An 18,757-nucleotide genomic window follows, 5' to 3' on the forward strand; every position below is an offset into this window, starting at 1 on the left:
ATATATAGTACCCCATAAATGTTGACATCCCTGCGCAAGCATTCTGGCTCAAAAGTTCGTCATTCGTTTTATTTGCATCAAGCAATCCCGCCATTACCAATAAAGCTGCTGCCTGTTTCGAACCACCCACATCAACAGAATATTGTTTCATTTTTTCTAAATCGGCTCCACATTCTGCTACTAAATCAAATTCTTTCAGCACCTCAAATAATCTTCTCAACTTAAAGGTAGCCATAAAATGTAGCGCTTGTAATCCTGCATCCGTTGCATCAACATTGCCCACTGAATTCCAATCGATAAATCTTGGTTCAGGAGTAATATCTTTCCCATTCTCATCCAACATTTCTGATAATTGTTGATGTAAAGCAATGAAATATTGCTTTTGACTTTCTAAATAGCCTAAATTACCATTATACATAAACCAATCATGCTGAATAATAATCCACCACATCGAGTATGCTGGAAACGTATTCATCCAAGCAGGAAGAGGCGTCTCCTCCTTAATAAAATCTAAACTTCTTTCAACGGAATCATCATATCCAAATACTGTTTGAACCGTAAGTGTTGCCGGATGCATATCTCCAATCCATACAAGACGATCTCGTTTTATTCCATCCCAAATATATTCTTGCATATTTAGGTGAACCGTGTAAGCTCCAACATTCCAAATTTGATTGATTCGTTCATCACTACAATAAAAGCTACCTTTATACGGTACATCTTTGAACGCAAAAAGGGCTTTAATTGTTTTTATCTCCACTTTACAGTTAGGTGATAGCAAATCAATTCTTACAAATCGAAAACCAGTTTCACCCATTGGATTCATGCTCATATTTCTAACAGTTGTTACAAAATCTCTATTCGCATGATCATTCGTAGCAGTATTCCCCTCACCAAGCTCACTCATAGTCTCCATTGCAGACTCACCAAATCTTACTCTTAGTTTTGCTCCCTCACCACTGCTCTCGGACCAAATAGAAAGGATGATACCTCCATGTAATTCAAAACCAAAATCTAATAATAACGAAGGGATGTTACCATCATTACACATCGTACAAGGTTTATTCGCTTGTAAGGATATCTGCACCGGACGATCCTCAAGTAACACCTTGCTATCCACAAGATATGCGTCTTTCTTAGTTGTCTCCCATAATATTTTCTTTGGAGTTATCATGATACGTTTTCTACAATCTTCTTGCATTCTGTCCTGATTCTCTTTCGTAAATCTATTCAAAAGATAATCCCTATTACTATTTGGCATTGGATAAGCCTCCATTCTACTATGCGTATTCGTTTTTGCTATGCTTGTTCGTTTTTACTTAATCCATCAGGTTATCCATACATATCATCACGAAAACCACAATTTTATTGTTTCATTCGAACTCTAAATGTTTTTATTTCATATGGTTTAATAGAACCCCTTGCCATATTTTGATGAAACTCAACATCTCCAATCTGATTTTCCATCAAGTCGCATTCCACTATGTAGTCAATCTCTTTACAGAAATTAAGGGTAAAATAATTTCTCTTATTGTGTGCTTCGTATATTCTAACCACAATATCGTCATTATCTTCTGCTTTTTTTATTGTTTCAACAATCACATTATCACAGTCTACCGTAACAAATGAAAATTGTTCTTCTAATATGCCTCCTTCGTTTTGCTTAACAACAGCAGCAAGAGAATTGTTAAACTCATACGCCCGTTGAATGATGTTTGCTTCTCTCCATCCATTCTGATGCGGTAAAATCGAATAAGTAAATTCATGATATTCTTTATCTGCTTCTGGATTAGGGTATATGCCGGATTTCAGCATAGATAATCCAATTACATTTTCTTCAATGCTATATCCATACTTACAATCATTTAGAATACTTACTCCATATCCCTCTTCTGATATGTCAATCCACTTATGGGCACATACTTCAAACTTGGCTGCATCCCAGGAGGTATTTTTATGTGTCGGACGTTTCACATTACCAAACTGGATATCATATGTAGCTTCATTCGCATGAATTTCTACTGGAAAAAATAATTTTAGGAAGATTTGTTTTTCTTTCCAATCGATACAATTTTTAATATCCACTCTTGGTATTTGATTATAAATAGTAATATACTGAATAATTTTAGAGTTCAAATATGACCGAGTAATTGCAAGAACGCCTCTCACAGGCCCTTCTTCAATTACTTCAATGGAGTCCACCTGCGTAATTTCCCATGATTTTTCTGGATAATAAATCGCAAGATCCCAAGCATCAAAATTGTGTGGTCTATCTTCATAACTCATAATTACATTACCACATTCATTCTGCTTTAAAATATCTCTATGAGCTATTTTATCGTAAAACCTCGAAAATTGTCCATTTTGGTTCAATTCTATCTCAAAATATTGATTTTCTAAATAATGTTTTGTTATTTTCATCATTTCACTTGGCTGTACTTCTTGTTTGAGATAATATGTTTTGTATCCCTTTGCAGGTATTTTCTCTGCCATAAAAATCAACTTATCCTCTGCTGTTTTTTGTAACGGCACCTGACTATTTCCACTATAAGCGACCAAATTTTCCTTTGCATCCATATCTGGAATTTGAACAATATCATCACAAGGGAATCCGTTTGGATTAAAGATAACAACAGAGTTTTGGGGAATATCAATTTTTGCAACAATATGTTCAAGCGAATCTCGAAGTAGTTCTTCATTCCATTTTATTATCTTTTCATATTCTAATTTTGAATCATCATAAACTTCTTTTATCGAAGAACCTGGTAATATATCATGGAATTGGTTTCGTAAGATCACTTCCCACGCTTCACGAATAGTTTGTGTAGGATAATTTCCTCCTAGAAGTTCTCTATCAATCATTGCATATAGCTCCGCATTTTGGTATGCAAATTCTGTTCTACGATTATACTTCTTATTTCTACCCATAGACGTGTAAGTACCACGGTGATATTCTAAATAAAGTTCCCCTACCCAAGTAGGCAAATGTTTTTGACCGGAAACTCTTTGTTCTAACTGCATCATAAAATCATCTAGAGTACCATTTACAGTTTTGGGACATCCCGGAAGTCCTTTTTCCATTCTTCTAGCATACTCTAACATTTCTTTTGTTGGTCCGCCACCCCCATCACCATAACCAAACGATAGCATCACTTCATTATTCATATGTTTTTGACTATATCTTCTCCAACATCCTTTTACATGACTTGGCGTTATTTTCCCAACATATGTTGTTTGTTGTTGATCATTGATAGGCTGATCCGTATTTACTTTATAATCTTGTGTCGTAATAAAATGAGATAATATTTCACTTCCATCTATACCTTGCCATAAAAACGTATCAAATGGCATCTGATTAAATTCACTCCAACTAATCTTAGAAGTAACAAAGTATTTAATTCCAGATTTCTTCATGATTTGAGGTAATGCTGCGGAATATCCAAACACATCTGGAAGCCACAAGACAATATTATCCTTATCAAATTCATCTTTCATGAATTTTTTTCCATGCAAAAATTGTCTCACTAAAGATTCTCCTGATGTTAAATTGCAATCAGCTTCTAACCACATGCCACCCTCGACCTCAAACCGGCCTTCTCTTATTTTTTCTTTTATTTTTTCAAAAAGTTCTGGCACATTCTTTTTAACATAATCCAACAATTGAGGTTGACTCGCCATAAATTTATATTCCGGATACTTTTCCATCATTTCAATTACAGTTGAAAAACTTCTAGCTACCTTATCTTTTGTAACCTCTAACGTCCATAACCATGCAACATCTATATGTGTATGCCCGATACAACATACCGTACTTTCACTTTCACCACAATGTTTTTCATAAAATTCTTCCATTAAGTAATTCTGTGCTCTATGTAAAGAATTATAATACTCCTCTGAATATTCACATCTTAGATCTACTAAATTCAATGATTCATTCAAACATTTTAAAGTAACAAGATAATTTTTATCATCCTGCTCTAATAATTTCATGTTCTCATATGGAACTAATAGATCATAATAATATTTCTCTGTTTCACAATCCAGTACTCTTAATCTTGCATTTAGTGTCAATCGAAAATTCGAAGTTCCTGTAAATGCAGATAAAATTATTCGATAATTTTCTCCCCATTTTGCTGACTCTGATAAAACAATTTCTCTATGATTTACATCAAAACCTTGTCTAAACATACCATCAATATAAACAGCGAATTGTGGATTAATTGCATCCCATTCACCTTCTTTGCCCGTACTAAGTTCAAACACTACGCATTTTCCATCAAATTGTTCTGGAATTGTTACAATAGTTTCAAACCAAAAATATTCAAGATCCCCACCCCAAAGTTGATTCTCTTTAAAATCAGCCCAACTATCTGTATTTAAATTTTTAATATCCTCAAGTTTTTCATCTGATTTTAGCATCTTAAAACCAATATTGCTAAATTCATCTTGATATCTTAGCTGACCAATATCCTCAATCAACTTCCCAATTCTTTCTTTTATTTGTTCCATATGATTACCCACCTTTAAAAGTTGTCCGTTTTTAACTACACTTATTAAACCCTTACTCATTCTCAGTTCATTCATTAGATTCTACACAACAAGTACTACTCCCCCTACGTTATCCTTTAATTCCAGCTCCAACTGCACCATCTGTAATTTTCTTCTGAAAGATAATAAAGAAGATGGTAGGTGGTATAATCGAGAATATAATTGCTCTTATCATAGTAATACTCGTTGTTGAATTAAGCCCTTGCATTAAATAAAGCTTTACCATAACGGTCTCTTTTCCAGAATGATTTAAAAGAAGATATGGTAATAGGAAATCTGACCAAGCTCCAGAGATACCAAAAATTACAATTACCATTACAATGGGCTTTGCTAATGGCAATACTATTTTAAGGAACAAGCGTAAATTACCTGCACCATCTAATCTTGCTGCCTCTAAAAAATCTTTTGGTAGCCCTTTAAAGAAATTTGCAAACAGGATTACATTAAACGCTCCTGCTCCTGCTCCTAACCAAAGTGGAAAAAAGGAATTACTCATACCAAGCTTACAAATATTCACGTAAAGCGCTACAATACTTCCTGTAGAGGGAATCATAAGACACAATAAAACTAACGTATAAATAATCTTATATCCTTTTGGTTTTAAAATTGCTAAACCATATGCCATAAGTCCATTAAAGAAAACAGAACAAATAACACTTCCAATAACTATGATAAACGAATTGATATAATATTTCATAAAATTCATATGTTTCCAGGTATCAATCAAAACTCTTATATCGATTTTTTCAGGCCATAATTGCATGCTACTATTTAATTCTTTAACATCCTTAAATCCGCCCATAAATATCCATATTGCCGGAAAAAGCATAATAACAGCAATGATTACACACAAAATTCCAATTATGAGATATAGCATTTTTAACTTATTTGAAATAAAATCAAAAGAACGAATTGCTCCATCTTTTTTATCACTATACTTATTTAACAACATGTTCTTCCCCCTAGTCTTCTTTTTTCTTCGTCGCTCTATTATATAAGGCACTAATAACAATCAGAATCAAACAGATAATAACGGATAAGGCAGAAGCACTTGCATAATCAAACTTCTCAAAAGCATATCGATAAACAAGTTGCATAATTGAGATACTTGCATTATTGGGTCCGCCATTTGTCATAATTAATGGTTCATATAATATCTGGAATACTGATATTACTTGAAGAATCAATAACGTCTTAGCTAATGGCATGACAGAAGGTACAATGATATGCCGTACTCTCCTAAAATAGCCAGCACCATCAATAGCTGCTGCTTCATATAATTCCGAACTAATTCCACTTATATTCGCCATATAAATTAAAGATGTTCCGCCAAAACCTCTCCAGGTACATAAAATAATGATAATAGGAATTGTCCATGTTGGGTGTGAAAGCCATACTTGTGGTTGTAGTCCTAATTTAGAAGCCAAAATATTCATTACTCCTGATTTACTTCCAAGAAAGAAAAATGTTGCAATAAGAGTAGATGCAAGACCTGGAATCATTGCTGGAAAATATATAGCCGCTCTGAAAAACCCCTTAAATAAAACTGTATCAGATACCAAAATAGCCACAATAATTGGTGTGAAAAAGCCTATGATTAAAGACCATCCAATATAAACAAACGTATTTTTTAATGCCGCCAGAAAATCGGGATGTCTAAATACATTGATATAGTTTTGAAAACCAATAAATTCTTGTGTTTGAAATCCTTTCGTCGAAAAAAATGACAGTTTAACACTAGTTAACAAAGGTACCCATACAAAAAAAGAGAACAGTAAAATTCCTGGTAACAATATGCACCACCCGAATAAATCCTGTTTTGTAAACTTAGCCTTTTTTGTTCTATTCCTATTTTTCATCTTCATTCAATCTCCGTTCAATAATATGTAAAGGATAATAAGCATACAAATTCCTGTGTTCTATCTGCAACCATTTGTAAACAAGCGAGGCAAAAGCTCAAATTCCCCACTTTTCGCCTCGCTTGCTGTTTTCTGAAAATCCAGATTTATTTACCGAAATTTCCTAGCTTATATTATTTTAAATTATCTAAAATTGTTTGATAATTCTTGTTTGCTGTCGTCATGAGGGAAGCTACATCTGCATTTTTATCAGTTAATACCGCTTGAATAACTTTTGTTAATTCTGCATATAAATCTTGTGTTGCTCCGGCTTCCTCTAAATGAAGATTTCCTTCTTTTACAGTTGTTGAAAAATAATTTTCATATAAAGCTGGATCCATGTTACTATTTTCTTTTATAATCTTATTTTGAGCAGTAGCTAATTCTTCACTATCCCATAATGCAAAGCCAGGAACAGCTGGGAAACCACTTTCCACAGTAATTTTAACAGCTGCAGCAATTGCTTCTTCATTTACTTCTGGTCCAATTCCTCTAAGTGTTAAGAAGTCTAATGCAGCATTAATTTCAGCCTCCGTCGCGTCTGGTGAGAACATATATGGTGTACCACCAAACAGTGAATACTGTCCTTTTGGTCCAGCTGGTAAGCCACAAATTGCAAATTCACCTAACTTAGCACCATTATTAACCAATTGTGGTAAACCGTCACTAGCACCAATAAACATAGCTGCATTTCCAGATGCTAGTTGTGCAAATCCAGTACCACCATTTTCAGAAAGTGGATCTTCTGTAAGAACATCATATTCCCACTTTAAGGACTTTACGTATTCCATTGCTTCAATTGCTTCATTTGTATTAACTGCTGCTGTATATGTACCGTCTCCGTTATCAACAGTAAGTGTCGCTCCGAATCCCCATGCAATATTAGAAAAATGCCAACCTGCACCATTATCTTGTGCTAAGATACATATTCCGCTCTTTCCAGTTGTATCTTTAATCTTCTTAGCAAATTCAGCAACTTCTTGCCATGTTGCTGGAATAAGTGGAGCACCATTTCCATCCACTAATCCTGCCGCTTTGAACAATTCTACATTTTGCATTAAACCTAATGCATATCCTGATGCTGGAATTCCGTAAACACGTCCATCTTTATCAGAAAGTATTCCGCGAATCGATTCATTCATTTTATCTAACCATCCACGTTTAGCAAGAATATCTGTAATATCCGCTGCGTATCCATTTGCAATTAACTTCTGTGGCTCTGAAAACCAAGTTCCAAAAACTGTAGGTAAATTCCCAGACTCTGCAAGTGGAACAAATGTATCAACATTATAATCATAACGAGCATTTTCTACTTGTACATTAGGATGTGTTTCTTTAAACTTATCAACTGTCTTATTATAATCATCCCATATAGCTTCAGTATCTTCTTCCAAAGGACCTAAACCAAACTTTACAATTATCTGCTCTGCTTTCCCAGTTTCTTCTGTTTTACCTTCTGTTGTCGTTTCTGTTGAATCTGGTACATTTTTTTGATTCGTATTAGCAGATTCATTTCCTCCCTTGTTACCGCATCCGCTCAGAATACCCATAATTAAAGCGATGCACAACAAAACACATAGTCTTTTTTTCATCCTCATCCGATCTCCTTTACAATATGTATTATCAATCCAAGCTAGAAGCCCCATACAAGGCATCTAACTATTTGATATAGTTAAATTATATCAAATTTATTTGATATGTCAATATATTTTATAGTATATTTTATACTTCCTTGTTTTTCTACGTCTAATTGTATATATTGTTTGTATTAATAGCATTTTTCTTGTGTATTATTTTATTTTTTTCTATATTTTTAATAATTTCAATTTATTATGATATATCATATCAATTAGACATTTTTTTAGCCGATGCTGTTTTAACGTATCAAAATCAGCACCGGCTAATTATCTTCAAGATTATAGATCAAAACGTGGTTTGTCTGTAGTATCTCCCACTATTAATTTGACAGGAATAATATGTTTTGCAGGCACTAAATCTGCCGCACAGGAAGACTGTAATAAAATATGACTAATCTGTTCTCCCATTTCAATAAAATCTTGATTAATCGTAGTAATTGATATGTTTTCTTTTTTAGACCACATGCTATTATCAAATCCACATATACTCAATTCACTTGGGACAGAGATATTTAACTTTTCACATGCTAATAATACATAGTAAGCCAGTTCGTCATTTTCTGTTATAATTGCAGTTATTTTTTTAGAATATAGTTGTTTTACCGCATTTAAAAGACGTATACTAACATCGTTCTGAGGATATGGTAAACCTTCTAGCACATTGAGTGATTCTACTATAAATTCTGAATTTGGAGTAATTCCGGCACTTTTTAATTGATTTAAGTAGCCCCCAAATCGGTCTCCAACAGATGAGACTTCATCAATACACGAATCGCACATAAAAGCAATATTTCTATGTCCAAGTTCAATAAGATGCTCTGTAAGCTGTCTACCACCCTCTAAATTATCTGATGTCACATTATGCAAATAAGAACATTCTATTGGTTTATCTACAATGATTACTGGTTTTCCTTCTAGTACAAAGTTTTTAAGTAGATTTAGATGTATATTATTTTTTAAAGGATAGTATACAAGTCCTGCATATTTCTTTTCAATTAACTGTTTTAGCGATCTTTCTTCGTTTATATCATTTGTTATATAAACACCCATAAAAAACCCTTTTTTACTCAAAACAGTATTCACAACATCTACTGTTCTTAACATATCACCTTTCGATATATCAAATGGGGTTAGCAACACAAATGTATTTGAATTATCAATAGAGATATTTGTGTTTACAAATGATTTTGCTACAGAATCTTTGGACACAAAGCTACCAACACCACGTTTTCTATATAGAATACCTTGCTGTTCTAATTCAGTTATTGCACGCTTTGCCGTAATTCTGCTTACATCATAATCCAGTGATAATTGCTTCTCCGTACACAAAGGATTATCATATGAATAATCATTTTTTTTAATTCGTTCCAAAAGGTCATCAATAATAATTTTATACTTTGGGGATGCGTGATTTGCACTCATATAATTCTCCATATTCATAGTATTCTGATTCCATTACATAAACATTCCATGTTTATATTTGCCGGAAAACACTTAGAAAGATAGCCCAGTGGACGCATTTTTATTCATAACATGCGTGGTAACCTGCTCTCACATCTTGTTTCTTTCTAAATCGCTCTTTTGATATATCATATTATATTTTAATAACTTAGTCAATGGCTATTTCAGTAAAGCTCTTTACATTTATAGTTTTTATCATTCCTCAATTATTTCCCCGTCTTCAGTTAAAACATAAACCTTCTCCTGTATCATCGCTCGTGCTACCTCGTTGCTATTAGGTGTCAAATCTTCTAAGTAAGAATATTGAACCATTACATCTTGTAGCAATAATCGAAACGCTCCCTGATCTAAAAACATTGCTTCCTTATCTTCTTCAAAACTTATTGGTCCATTATAATATATTGCTATCCCATTACCAGTCCTTTTGTAAAATGTCGAACTACACTTTCTTATTATAGTACCTGAATATCCCTCATCCTCCATAGACACTGAAAGTAAAACCGTATCAGTATGTAAATTCATCCACGCCTTGGTTGCACTAAATTGGCTTATTGTAGACAGGTTGGTAAACTCGTTATGATCAGAAATCACTTGTGTGCAATGACCTGCTACTTCTTCCGACTCCCTTGTTATACCAAATAAAGCGTTATATTCTAGAACCTCCATTAAATCAATGTCACTCATATTACCAGCGGCGACTAGAACACCTCCCTCGTTTACCCAAGCTGCAATCTTCTTAAGCACTTCTTTCGATGTGAAACCAGATATCGATATCACCAATAATCTATAAGAATTTAATGCACCATCTAGAATCATCTCTTCATTAACAGGCATACAATTACATCTTCTTCTCATCCAGATAAGCGATTTTTTCACAGACTCTGGGATACCTCCATTTAATGTAGCCATATATCCTGGCCAGAAAAATGCTATTGCCTTGCTCATTTTTGACTCAGCAATTAGCCCGGAATACTTCTTAGAAATTCCTGCTGCAGGAAGAGGATTATTGTCATCATCAAAGAGATTCGTATAATAATGAAATATCTGTCGATTACCAAATGCCGCTGAACTGAATATCCTTGTAGCTACACCCTTGTTTGTTACAGGACCAACAGGTTCAAGTCCTAGATAAGCTCCATAAAATTCACATGCACTTTTGGTAAATGCTGTCCAAACGAAATTATCGTAAAATTTATTTCCTTCATTCGTTAGACGTAGTCCACACTGATATTTGGCTGCAATTTTTGCTTGCGAACTAAAACTTGCACCATGCTCTGGTTCTTCTGTACCGCCAGTGCAAAGATATACAGGTGTATTAGGGAAAATCCTGCGACATTCTTTTAACCAATATTCGGCATACTCAGTCATACTTCCTCGATACCACTCTAACATATCAAGTAAGGCATCTCTTGATGGTGCCCGATGCGGTAAAAATGGTTCTATTTCGCCTATAGCAACATAATGAGATCTCCATGTAACATTCAGTTTATCTATCTCCTTGTATTTTAGTAATAGATACCTCCTAAAACTATCCTTGGCATCTTGATCACCACACCAATAACCTTGGTGTGTATGATAATCACCTGGCCAATTGCCATGTACAGGAAAGATAGCCTCACCATAATCTCCACTAATTCCCGGCTGAATAGATTCTAACACTTTCATAGGCAAATAATGATTTGCAAAAGCTTCCAGTACTCTAGTTATTTCATTTCTAAATTCTATGTTCCAAATTGACTCAATCAGAGATATTTTTTGGTGTTCAAGACAACTCAACCCCTTATGCTCCTTTGAATTTAGCCACCAATTTGGAGCTGCATATTTAGGCCCCATTAGAATAAAAGGTACGTATTTTAACCCCGCATCCAGAATCAAGTTCACTTCCCTATCATATTTACTCCAGTCATAAAGACCTCTTTTTAAAGGCTCGAAATCCTTCCAAAACGTATAAACTTGAATAGCTGTCGCCCCTGTTTCTTTCGCTCTCTTTAATGCTTCTCTCTCTCCCTCTGTTCCAAAAGGAATTCCACATATTACGACCTCTTTCATCCCACTACAAAGCTCCATACTTTCACATCCGTTCCCTTTTATTTGATATAATTAAATATACCAATCCATGTTTGGTATGTCAATTCATTTTTTATTTTTGAACAAAATAAGAAAGGAGCCTTTGCTCCATAGCTTAATCAGCTATTTTGCAAAAACCCCTTATCACATAAAGAATGACTTATTTGTACTATAAAGCTCTATCCACTTCATTTACCTCGGCAACTGCATTAAGAGCCCTTCTTGCTCGAACAGCATCTCCAATCGCATGAGTTGAAATGAATCCAGTCTTTGATGAAATTATCGATTATAACGTCCTTATGTTATCTTTTTATACCGCACTCGCAAAAATCACTAAATTTAGAAATATCTGCATTTTATAACTGAATTATTTCTTATTAAAAGCATTTGCAAATCCTTTGATATTCTAGCATGGTAAAATAGCTTTGTCAAAGCGAAAGATAATAGTTTCTTTTACCATTTGTTTCTTTATGAATACTTTTCGTTTCACTGAAGCAATACTATCTTTACACTCGTTAAAAAGATAAGGAGGAAAGAGAAATTTCCCCTTACTAAGTTTGTGTCTGCGCTGCAACCACAAACTTAACGTTCTATCGGGCAGCGCAGAAATGGAGTAAATTATGGAAAATAATAAAATTGACGGTTCCTCTCTCGCTATGGCAGCACTGGATGATATACCACAACCGAAAGAAAATGCAAAACACATTACTGGCTTAGTAAAGGAAAGTGGTACTATTACAGGTTATCAATTATCGGATGGTGTCATTGTTTCAAAGGAAGAAGGCGTTCAACTTGCCAAGGCTGGTGAAATCAGTGGAGTTGGTGTAGCACACCGTAAAGATACCGAATATCTAAAGTCCTTACCTGATGGTACAGAGAACAATAATTTAAGTAGTTTACCGACTGTAAAAAGTTAAGTTGTTTTTTGTAATATTAGCAAATTTTGATTTTCATAAGAATAATTGAAAATAGGATTCTTAAAACAGATTTAGGCAAACTGAAGTTCCCCAAGGAATATCAGTTTGCCTTTCTTTATAACAGATTCATACTTACTATCAGATTCATACCCTTTTTCAGGCATATATCACATTCTATCTGATAAAAGAGCCTACTATCAGTTTTAAATTATATAACTCTAGCCACTTCATTTGCCTCAGCAACTGCATTAAGAGCTCTTCTTGCTCGAACAGCATCTCCAATCACATGAGTTGTTATGTTATTTTCCTTACAGTATGTGATAATATTATCATAATTACGTGACTTTGCACCGATAGCTACGACAACAAATTCACAAGGGATTTCTTCCAAATTACCCATTCTATCTACTACCACTGCATGTTCCTTTATTTCAACACATTTTGCATTGGTTACTGTTTCTATACCGGCAGCATAAAGGCTTTCCATAACGCAGATATTACGAAGCTGACCAAGATCCTTTGCAACCTGATCAAGCATTTCTACCACTGTAATATGATCTGCCATCCCATGGATATATTCAGCAACCTCTAGACCAACAAGTCCGCCACCAATTACTACAACTCTGCCAGAAACTTCTTTTTTACCAGCGAGTACAACATGTGAGTTCGTTACATGAGAAAGTTTTGCTCCTGGAATATTTAATTCGATTGGCGCAGAACCTACCGCTATAATAACTTCCTGTGGATTAATCTGCTCGATTAGTTCTGTAGTAACAGGGGTATTAAGTCTAACCTCAACACCTTCACTCTTCACTTGTTCTCCCATCGCAAGTGCGGCTTGCTTCATCTCTTCTTTTCTTGGGGCTTCTCCTGCCAAAGCGAACTGACCACCAAGCATATCTGAGGCTTCACATACAATTGGATGATGTCCTCTTCTTTTTAACTGCAGGGCAGCTTCCATTCCTCCTATGCCCCCACCAATAATTAATACCTTTTTAGGGTTCGTTGTTACGGTAAGTTGATATTCTACTTCCCTTCCAAGAGCAGGATTTCTTAAACAGGTGATAAATGGCATCTCTGTTGATACAAAGCCGTCATAGCAGCCCTGATTACAACCTACACAGCGTACAATACTACTTTCTTGCCCTTCTTTTGCCTTATTACAAAATTCAGGATCTGCTAATTGAGCACGACCTATGACAACCATATCCGCTTTATCCTCTGCTAATATTGTCTCTGCCTGCAAAGGATCATTAATTCTACCAACTGCAACTGTAGTCATGCCCGTTTCTCTTCTGATTCTTGCTGCATTCTCAACATTAAATCCTCTTGGTAAGTCAATCGGCGGAACCTCGTATTTGATCGCTGCGCTTGAGAAATTACCTCTGGAAACATCCAGTACATCTACTCCTGAATCCTTTGCCATTTTACAAAACTCGATAACTTCTTCTATCGTAAGTCCACCCTCTAGAGAGTCATCATGAGCATCAATTCTCATAAATAGAGGCATATCCTCTGGAATGTTCTGTCGTATAGCTTCGATACATTCAATTAAAAATCTTGCACGGTTAGGAAGGCTTCCACCATACTCATCCGTTCTTCTATTAAAAAATGGGCTTAAAAAGGAGTGAGGCGTATAATTATGCCCAGCATGGAATTCTATTGTATCAAATCCTGCTTCAACAGCTCTTTTCGCAGCTTCGCCAAATGCATTCACAGCTTCGTTAATTGTTTCAATGCTTACTCCAGGTAATATATAATCTGTGCCTGGCACAGGAACTTCACTTGGTATGATAATCATCTGTTCAGGATCACTTCCTACAGCCATACCACCAAGCCATAACTGTACCCCCGCTTTTCCACCGGCTTCATGAATGGCATCGGTCAATCTCTTTAATCCTGGTATATATTTATCTTCACTAATTGCTAAGAATTTTTTAGGGGAAGCTAAACGATATACAGAGCAAACCTCAGAAAAGTTTAATCCACATCCGCCCTTCACTCTAGCTACATGATAGTCTATTAATTGTTGATTCATTTGCTTTTCTTCTGTGGGCATCTTCGTTCCCATCGCAGGAAACATAATTCGGTTTTTTAATTCCAATCCTCTTAGTTTTATTGGACTAAATAATTTCTCGTAAGCCATAACCTAACCTCCAACTTTTATTATCATCGAATGCCACAACTTAAAATAACTATATTATGATGATACTTGGATTATAAATCATTGTTAAAATTAAATCAATATGTTTAAAACAATTTGTTTTAATTTTGTCATAGTAATTTCTATGAAATCACTTTATCGATAAAAAGCTAATTAATATATGAATGTGGGATAATTGTAAGTATATTAAACTATCTAAGGATAGCGGTTTTTTTTATTTAGAATTTAATATGTAGTTAATTTACAACAAGTGAATGATTATTAATTATTAATTAGATGCTTAAAAAAGGATTGGGGAACTCCCAATCCTTAAGTAAAATATTCCATCTTAATCTTCCACATATCTTGCTACATTCCCGCCACATTTTGCACATTTCCCTTGCAGAACAATTCCAAATTTATCATTAACTATGCAATAATCAACAATTCTTGTCACACCACATGTACGGCAAAAAACATTGCTGAGGAACATTTCTTTGCCAATTTTTTCAAGTCAAAATCCCTTCTTTCCTGGTTTTCAGATAGTACTGAATCTAATAAAAAACAATTGTATTTGAAGTAATCAGGATTTTTCCATTAACATCGAGAGTAAGTACTTAATATAGGATATTCTTTCTTCTCTATCTTCCATGATAGAAGTATTAAAATGATTTATCCATTGATTCTCAACAGGATAATTAATGGCTGACCAAAATATCATTCGCTTGTATTGGTTCAGATTATCTTCCTTTAATACTTTATCTAAAAGATCATTGATACCATTCGACATCTCTTGGGAAGCATTTAAAATCCTTTTTGATATTTCGTCCTCTTTTTCTTTGGCATCCTTTAATAAAACAATAATTCCAGGATATCGTATAATATATTCCAAAATTTCATTGCATGCAGTGATTAGCTTTTCTTCATCTCCATACTCTTCCTCAAGAATAGCAGTAATGGATTGAGTATTTATAATGTAAAGCTCCTTCGCTTGTTTTAGCATTTCCTCCTTCGTGCGGAAATAGTAGTTTATAGCACTTACATTAACATCTGCTTCCTTTGCAATAGCTCTTATCGATATATTACAGGAGCCATCCTTACCAATCAAATACAATGTTCTATCTAATATTTTTTCTTCAATGCTTTTTAATTCTCGCAAATTTGACCTCTATTCACTAGTAATCATATATTTATTTGGCTTGCTTTAATATAAACGTTTTACTTTATTACTAAACGGTTTACTTTATCACTACGGTTTACTTTATCACTACGTTTTACTTTATCACTACGTTTTACTTCATCACTAAACGGTTAAGTTTATTGCAAAACAATTTACTCTATTGCCAAACAGCTTGCTTTTCATTATAACACAGTGCCAATAACTGTAAAGATGTTTTTTAGTAGACAAAAGAATAGAAATCGTAGATTTCACTATACAAGTTTCTTGTTATTAAAAACCATCGCTCCCATGACTCCACCACAAACTCCTCCTAAAATATGAGTTAAGTGCGATATGTTATCTTTCGCTGTTAGCCCAATCGAAATTTCTTGTCCTAGATAGATAATTACTACAATAATCAGTGTTAATGGTATCTTCCCCTCTTTTAAGCTAACCATAGAAGACAAAACGATCATCATAAATACGATTCCACTTGCACCTAATAATCCGTTCGTAAAGAAAATAAAATTAATGACACCAGTAACAAAGGCTGTCACTACAATCATTTCGAGTATTATTTTACTACCATACTTTTCTTCCAGCATCGGCCCAAGGATTAATAACAAAAGCATATTACTTGCATAATGTTGTAGATTTGCATGACCTAAGACATGACTAAATAACCGAAAATAGGTAAGCGGATCTGCCAAGGAAGAACGATAAACACAAAAATATTTTAGAGTAGTTGTTCCACCTGTTGCTTCTCCCAATAATAAAACAATAAAAGAGAGGAGCGCAAAGCTTAGTACCACTGGTGCATTATAATCGATTCTCTTTAGAACTTTCATAAGTACTCCTTTAATAATGAAATAATTTTATCACATTCTCTTGATCACATAACCTTGTTTCCGAGATCATCCAATACTTTCTCAAAATCAACTATCTTTATTGGATCCTATACCCTTATAGCTTACAACTTCCTAAGCTGGTAACCAAGGCTTTGTTAATCGATTCGCTAATTCCAACATTCTTTTCATATTTTCTTGATTGGCTGCATAGCTGGGATAAACACGCTTATCAGATAGCTGCTTTATTTCTTGTGTTATTCCCTTCGTATAATGTGAAGCCTGCATAATTTGTCCCTTGTCATCGATTAATTTGCCTGTAGCATCTTGGTAATCATGAGAAGTACAGATATGATAGTAAGTATCTGCCATATACTCGGTTGTCGAACTGAAAGCATTTTGAATCAATGCAGCCACTTTCCAAAAAGATTTGAAATTCTTAATAGTCTCTTTTGACATTTTTATTGCTGGAATCTGAACTGCATTTATCTTAATCCCATCGTTCTTATAATATTCTGCCAACTCAAATGTCATTAATAATAAGGCCATCTTAGAGTCCCCGTACATCTTGTAGCTATTATATGAGATACCGTCTTTTAACTCTCCTTGTAAACTATCATAATCTATTTTTCTCTTTGGGTCAAAAAAATGCCTAATATTTGTACTACAAGCAGTAAGTACTCTACCATCTTCTGAATTTCTTAATAAATTTGATAGTAGCTTAGTCATAAGAAATGGTCCAAACACGTTTGTAGCAAAGGAAAGTTCGATATTGTCCTTACTTAATTGATAATCTTTTTCTCCATGCTTAAAATACCCCGCGTTATGTATGATAACATCTAATCTATTATAATTCGCTTGAATCTCTCTACAAAAATCTTTAATTGACTGAAAGGAAGACACATCCAGTGGTAATAATTCAATTGAATTATTTTTACTAATCTCCATGATTTCTTGTTTTATCACTCTACTTTTTTCGAGATTACGACATGCCATAATAACCTTAAATCCTTCCTTAGCAAACTTTATTGCTGCTGCCTTTCCAATGCCAGAATTCGCACCAGTAATGATAACGTTGCCTTCCTTCATAAAACCTCCTATTTTTAGACTTTATATATATCAATAAAAGCCAAAGATCTGATGTGACTTTAGTTACATAATCACAAAATAAATTATTCCTAAATTATTATATTTCAACCTTCTGCCATTGCGGGTAACCATTTACGGTTAAAATGGCAGTTTTATATTTAGTAATAAAACATCCCCTCTTGATGTGCTATAATATAACTTTTTATAGCATCACTTCTCAATAATATTAATATCCTGCATTTGTATATGCTTGTAATGCTTTATTATAAGATTCTTTCGGAGTCGTTAAATTACTGAATAACAAAGGATTTTGGGAGGCACGCCAAGATACGCTATCATATAGTCCCCACCACGTAATACCAGTGATATTCCCACCTGTTTTTTTCAGCGAAAGAATTGCAGTCATTAAATCATATACGTAAGTAGCTTGTGCAGAAGCTGATGTATTAGTAACATCAAGTTCAGTTACTTGTACTTCATATCCTGCATTCAAGAATTTCTGCATTGCTGTTTTATATGCTGATACAGAAGGATAGGAGGTACTTAAGTGTGACTGCATTCCAACACCCGCACATAGTTTCGTACCAGTATTAATAAAATTGACTAATGATATAATCTGATCTGTAACCTCATAGGTGTTGTAATCATTATAAAACAGTCTTACTGAATTCGTTAATCCAAAACTATTAAGACAATCATACGCATATTGGAACGCTTTCTTTACATAAGATGGTGTGGTACCGAGGTTGGAGCCATAAACTTGTGACCATCCAGAGGTAGAGGCATGTAAGTACTCATTCACAACATCCCACGCATAAACTACACTTCCGTAGTTTCCATTATAAATATGACCCATATAAGACTTAATAAACATTTCCATTCTTGCATCCATAACAGATTGGCTAACATACGAACCACTAGCACTATAACCTGTTCTAAAGAACCAATCCGGTGTTTGGGAATGCCATACTAATGTATGTCCTCTAAGCTTTA

General features: G+C 34.4%; 13 protein-coding genes. 1 reads left to right on the plus strand and 12 read right to left on the minus strand.

Going from position 1 to position 18,757, the window contains the following annotated elements:
- The 7 genes from RTP52_RS08105 to RTP52_RS08135 all read right to left on the minus strand — a co-directional run.
- A partial coding sequence (locus tag RTP52_RS08105) for an alpha-L-rhamnosidase-related protein (RefSeq protein ID WP_312370401.1) occupies nucleotides 1–1,261 on the minus strand: 1,261 nt, incomplete at its 3' end.
- Between the two features lie 104 nt (nucleotides 1,262–1,365).
- Nucleotides 1,366–4,509, minus strand: a complete 3,144-nt coding sequence (locus RTP52_RS08110) for an alpha-mannosidase (protein ID WP_312370403.1) — start codon at nucleotides 4,507–4,509, stop codon at nucleotides 1,366–1,368.
- Between the two features lie 109 nt (nucleotides 4,510–4,618).
- On the minus strand, nucleotides 4,619–5,500 hold the full coding sequence (locus tag RTP52_RS08115) for a carbohydrate ABC transporter permease (protein ID WP_312370405.1): 882 nt from the start codon (nucleotides 5,498–5,500) through the stop codon (nucleotides 4,619–4,621).
- A 10-nt stretch (nucleotides 5,501–5,510) separates the two neighbouring features.
- The gene (locus tag RTP52_RS08120) at nucleotides 5,511–6,413 is read right to left on the minus strand and encodes a carbohydrate ABC transporter permease (protein ID WP_312370406.1); all 903 of its coding nucleotides are present in this window, start codon (nucleotides 6,411–6,413) and stop codon (nucleotides 5,511–5,513) included.
- Between the two features lie 167 nt (nucleotides 6,414–6,580).
- Nucleotides 6,581–8,038 (minus strand): ABC transporter substrate-binding protein, encoded by a 1,458-nt coding sequence (locus tag RTP52_RS08125; RefSeq protein ID WP_312370409.1) that lies wholly within the window; start codon nucleotides 8,036–8,038, stop codon nucleotides 6,581–6,583.
- Between the two features lie 324 nt (nucleotides 8,039–8,362).
- Nucleotides 8,363–9,505, minus strand: a complete 1,143-nt coding sequence (locus RTP52_RS08130; protein ID WP_312370412.1) for a GntR family transcriptional regulator — start codon at nucleotides 9,503–9,505, stop codon at nucleotides 8,363–8,365.
- Nucleotides 9,506–9,739: 234 nt separating this feature from the next.
- Nucleotides 9,740–11,611, minus strand: a complete 1,872-nt coding sequence (locus RTP52_RS08135) for a family 14 glycosylhydrolase (protein WP_312370414.1) — start codon at nucleotides 11,609–11,611, stop codon at nucleotides 9,740–9,742.
- Between the two features lie 620 nt (nucleotides 11,612–12,231).
- Here RTP52_RS08135 and RTP52_RS08140 point away from each other — a divergent pair.
- Entirely contained in the window at nucleotides 12,232–12,528 is a 297-nt protein-coding gene (locus RTP52_RS08140) for a DUF3892 domain-containing protein (protein ID WP_312100566.1), read from the plus strand.
- A 208-nt stretch (nucleotides 12,529–12,736) separates the two neighbouring features.
- Here the strand turns inward: RTP52_RS08140 and baiCD are convergent, their stop codons facing one another.
- From baiCD to RTP52_RS08165, 5 genes are all read right to left on the minus strand, one after another.
- Nucleotides 12,737–14,674 (minus strand): bile acid Fe-S flavoenzyme BaiCD, encoded by a 1,938-nt coding sequence (gene baiCD, locus RTP52_RS08145; RefSeq protein WP_312370417.1) that lies wholly within the window; start codon nucleotides 14,672–14,674, stop codon nucleotides 12,737–12,739.
- A gap of 580 nt (nucleotides 14,675–15,254) precedes the next feature.
- Nucleotides 15,255–15,830, minus strand: a complete 576-nt coding sequence (locus tag RTP52_RS08150) for a TetR/AcrR family transcriptional regulator (protein ID WP_312370419.1) — start codon at nucleotides 15,828–15,830, stop codon at nucleotides 15,255–15,257.
- A gap of 272 nt (nucleotides 15,831–16,102) precedes the next feature.
- The gene (locus RTP52_RS08155; protein ID WP_312370421.1) at nucleotides 16,103–16,678 is read right to left on the minus strand and encodes a rhomboid family intramembrane serine protease; all 576 of its coding nucleotides are present in this window, start codon (nucleotides 16,676–16,678) and stop codon (nucleotides 16,103–16,105) included.
- Between the two features lie 132 nt (nucleotides 16,679–16,810).
- On the minus strand, nucleotides 16,811–17,764 hold the full coding sequence (locus tag RTP52_RS08160; protein ID WP_312370423.1) for an SDR family NAD(P)-dependent oxidoreductase: 954 nt from the start codon (nucleotides 17,762–17,764) through the stop codon (nucleotides 16,811–16,813).
- A gap of 226 nt (nucleotides 17,765–17,990) precedes the next feature.
- Nucleotides 17,991–18,757 (minus strand): endo-1,4-beta-xylanase (locus RTP52_RS08165; protein ID WP_312370425.1); only part of this gene is annotated, 767 nt, incomplete at its 5' end.

Source organism: Lachnoclostridium sp. (genome assembly GCF_031997925.1).
In the GTDB taxonomy this organism is placed as follows: Bacteria; Bacillota; Clostridia; order Lachnospirales; family Lachnospiraceae; genus Lachnoclostridium.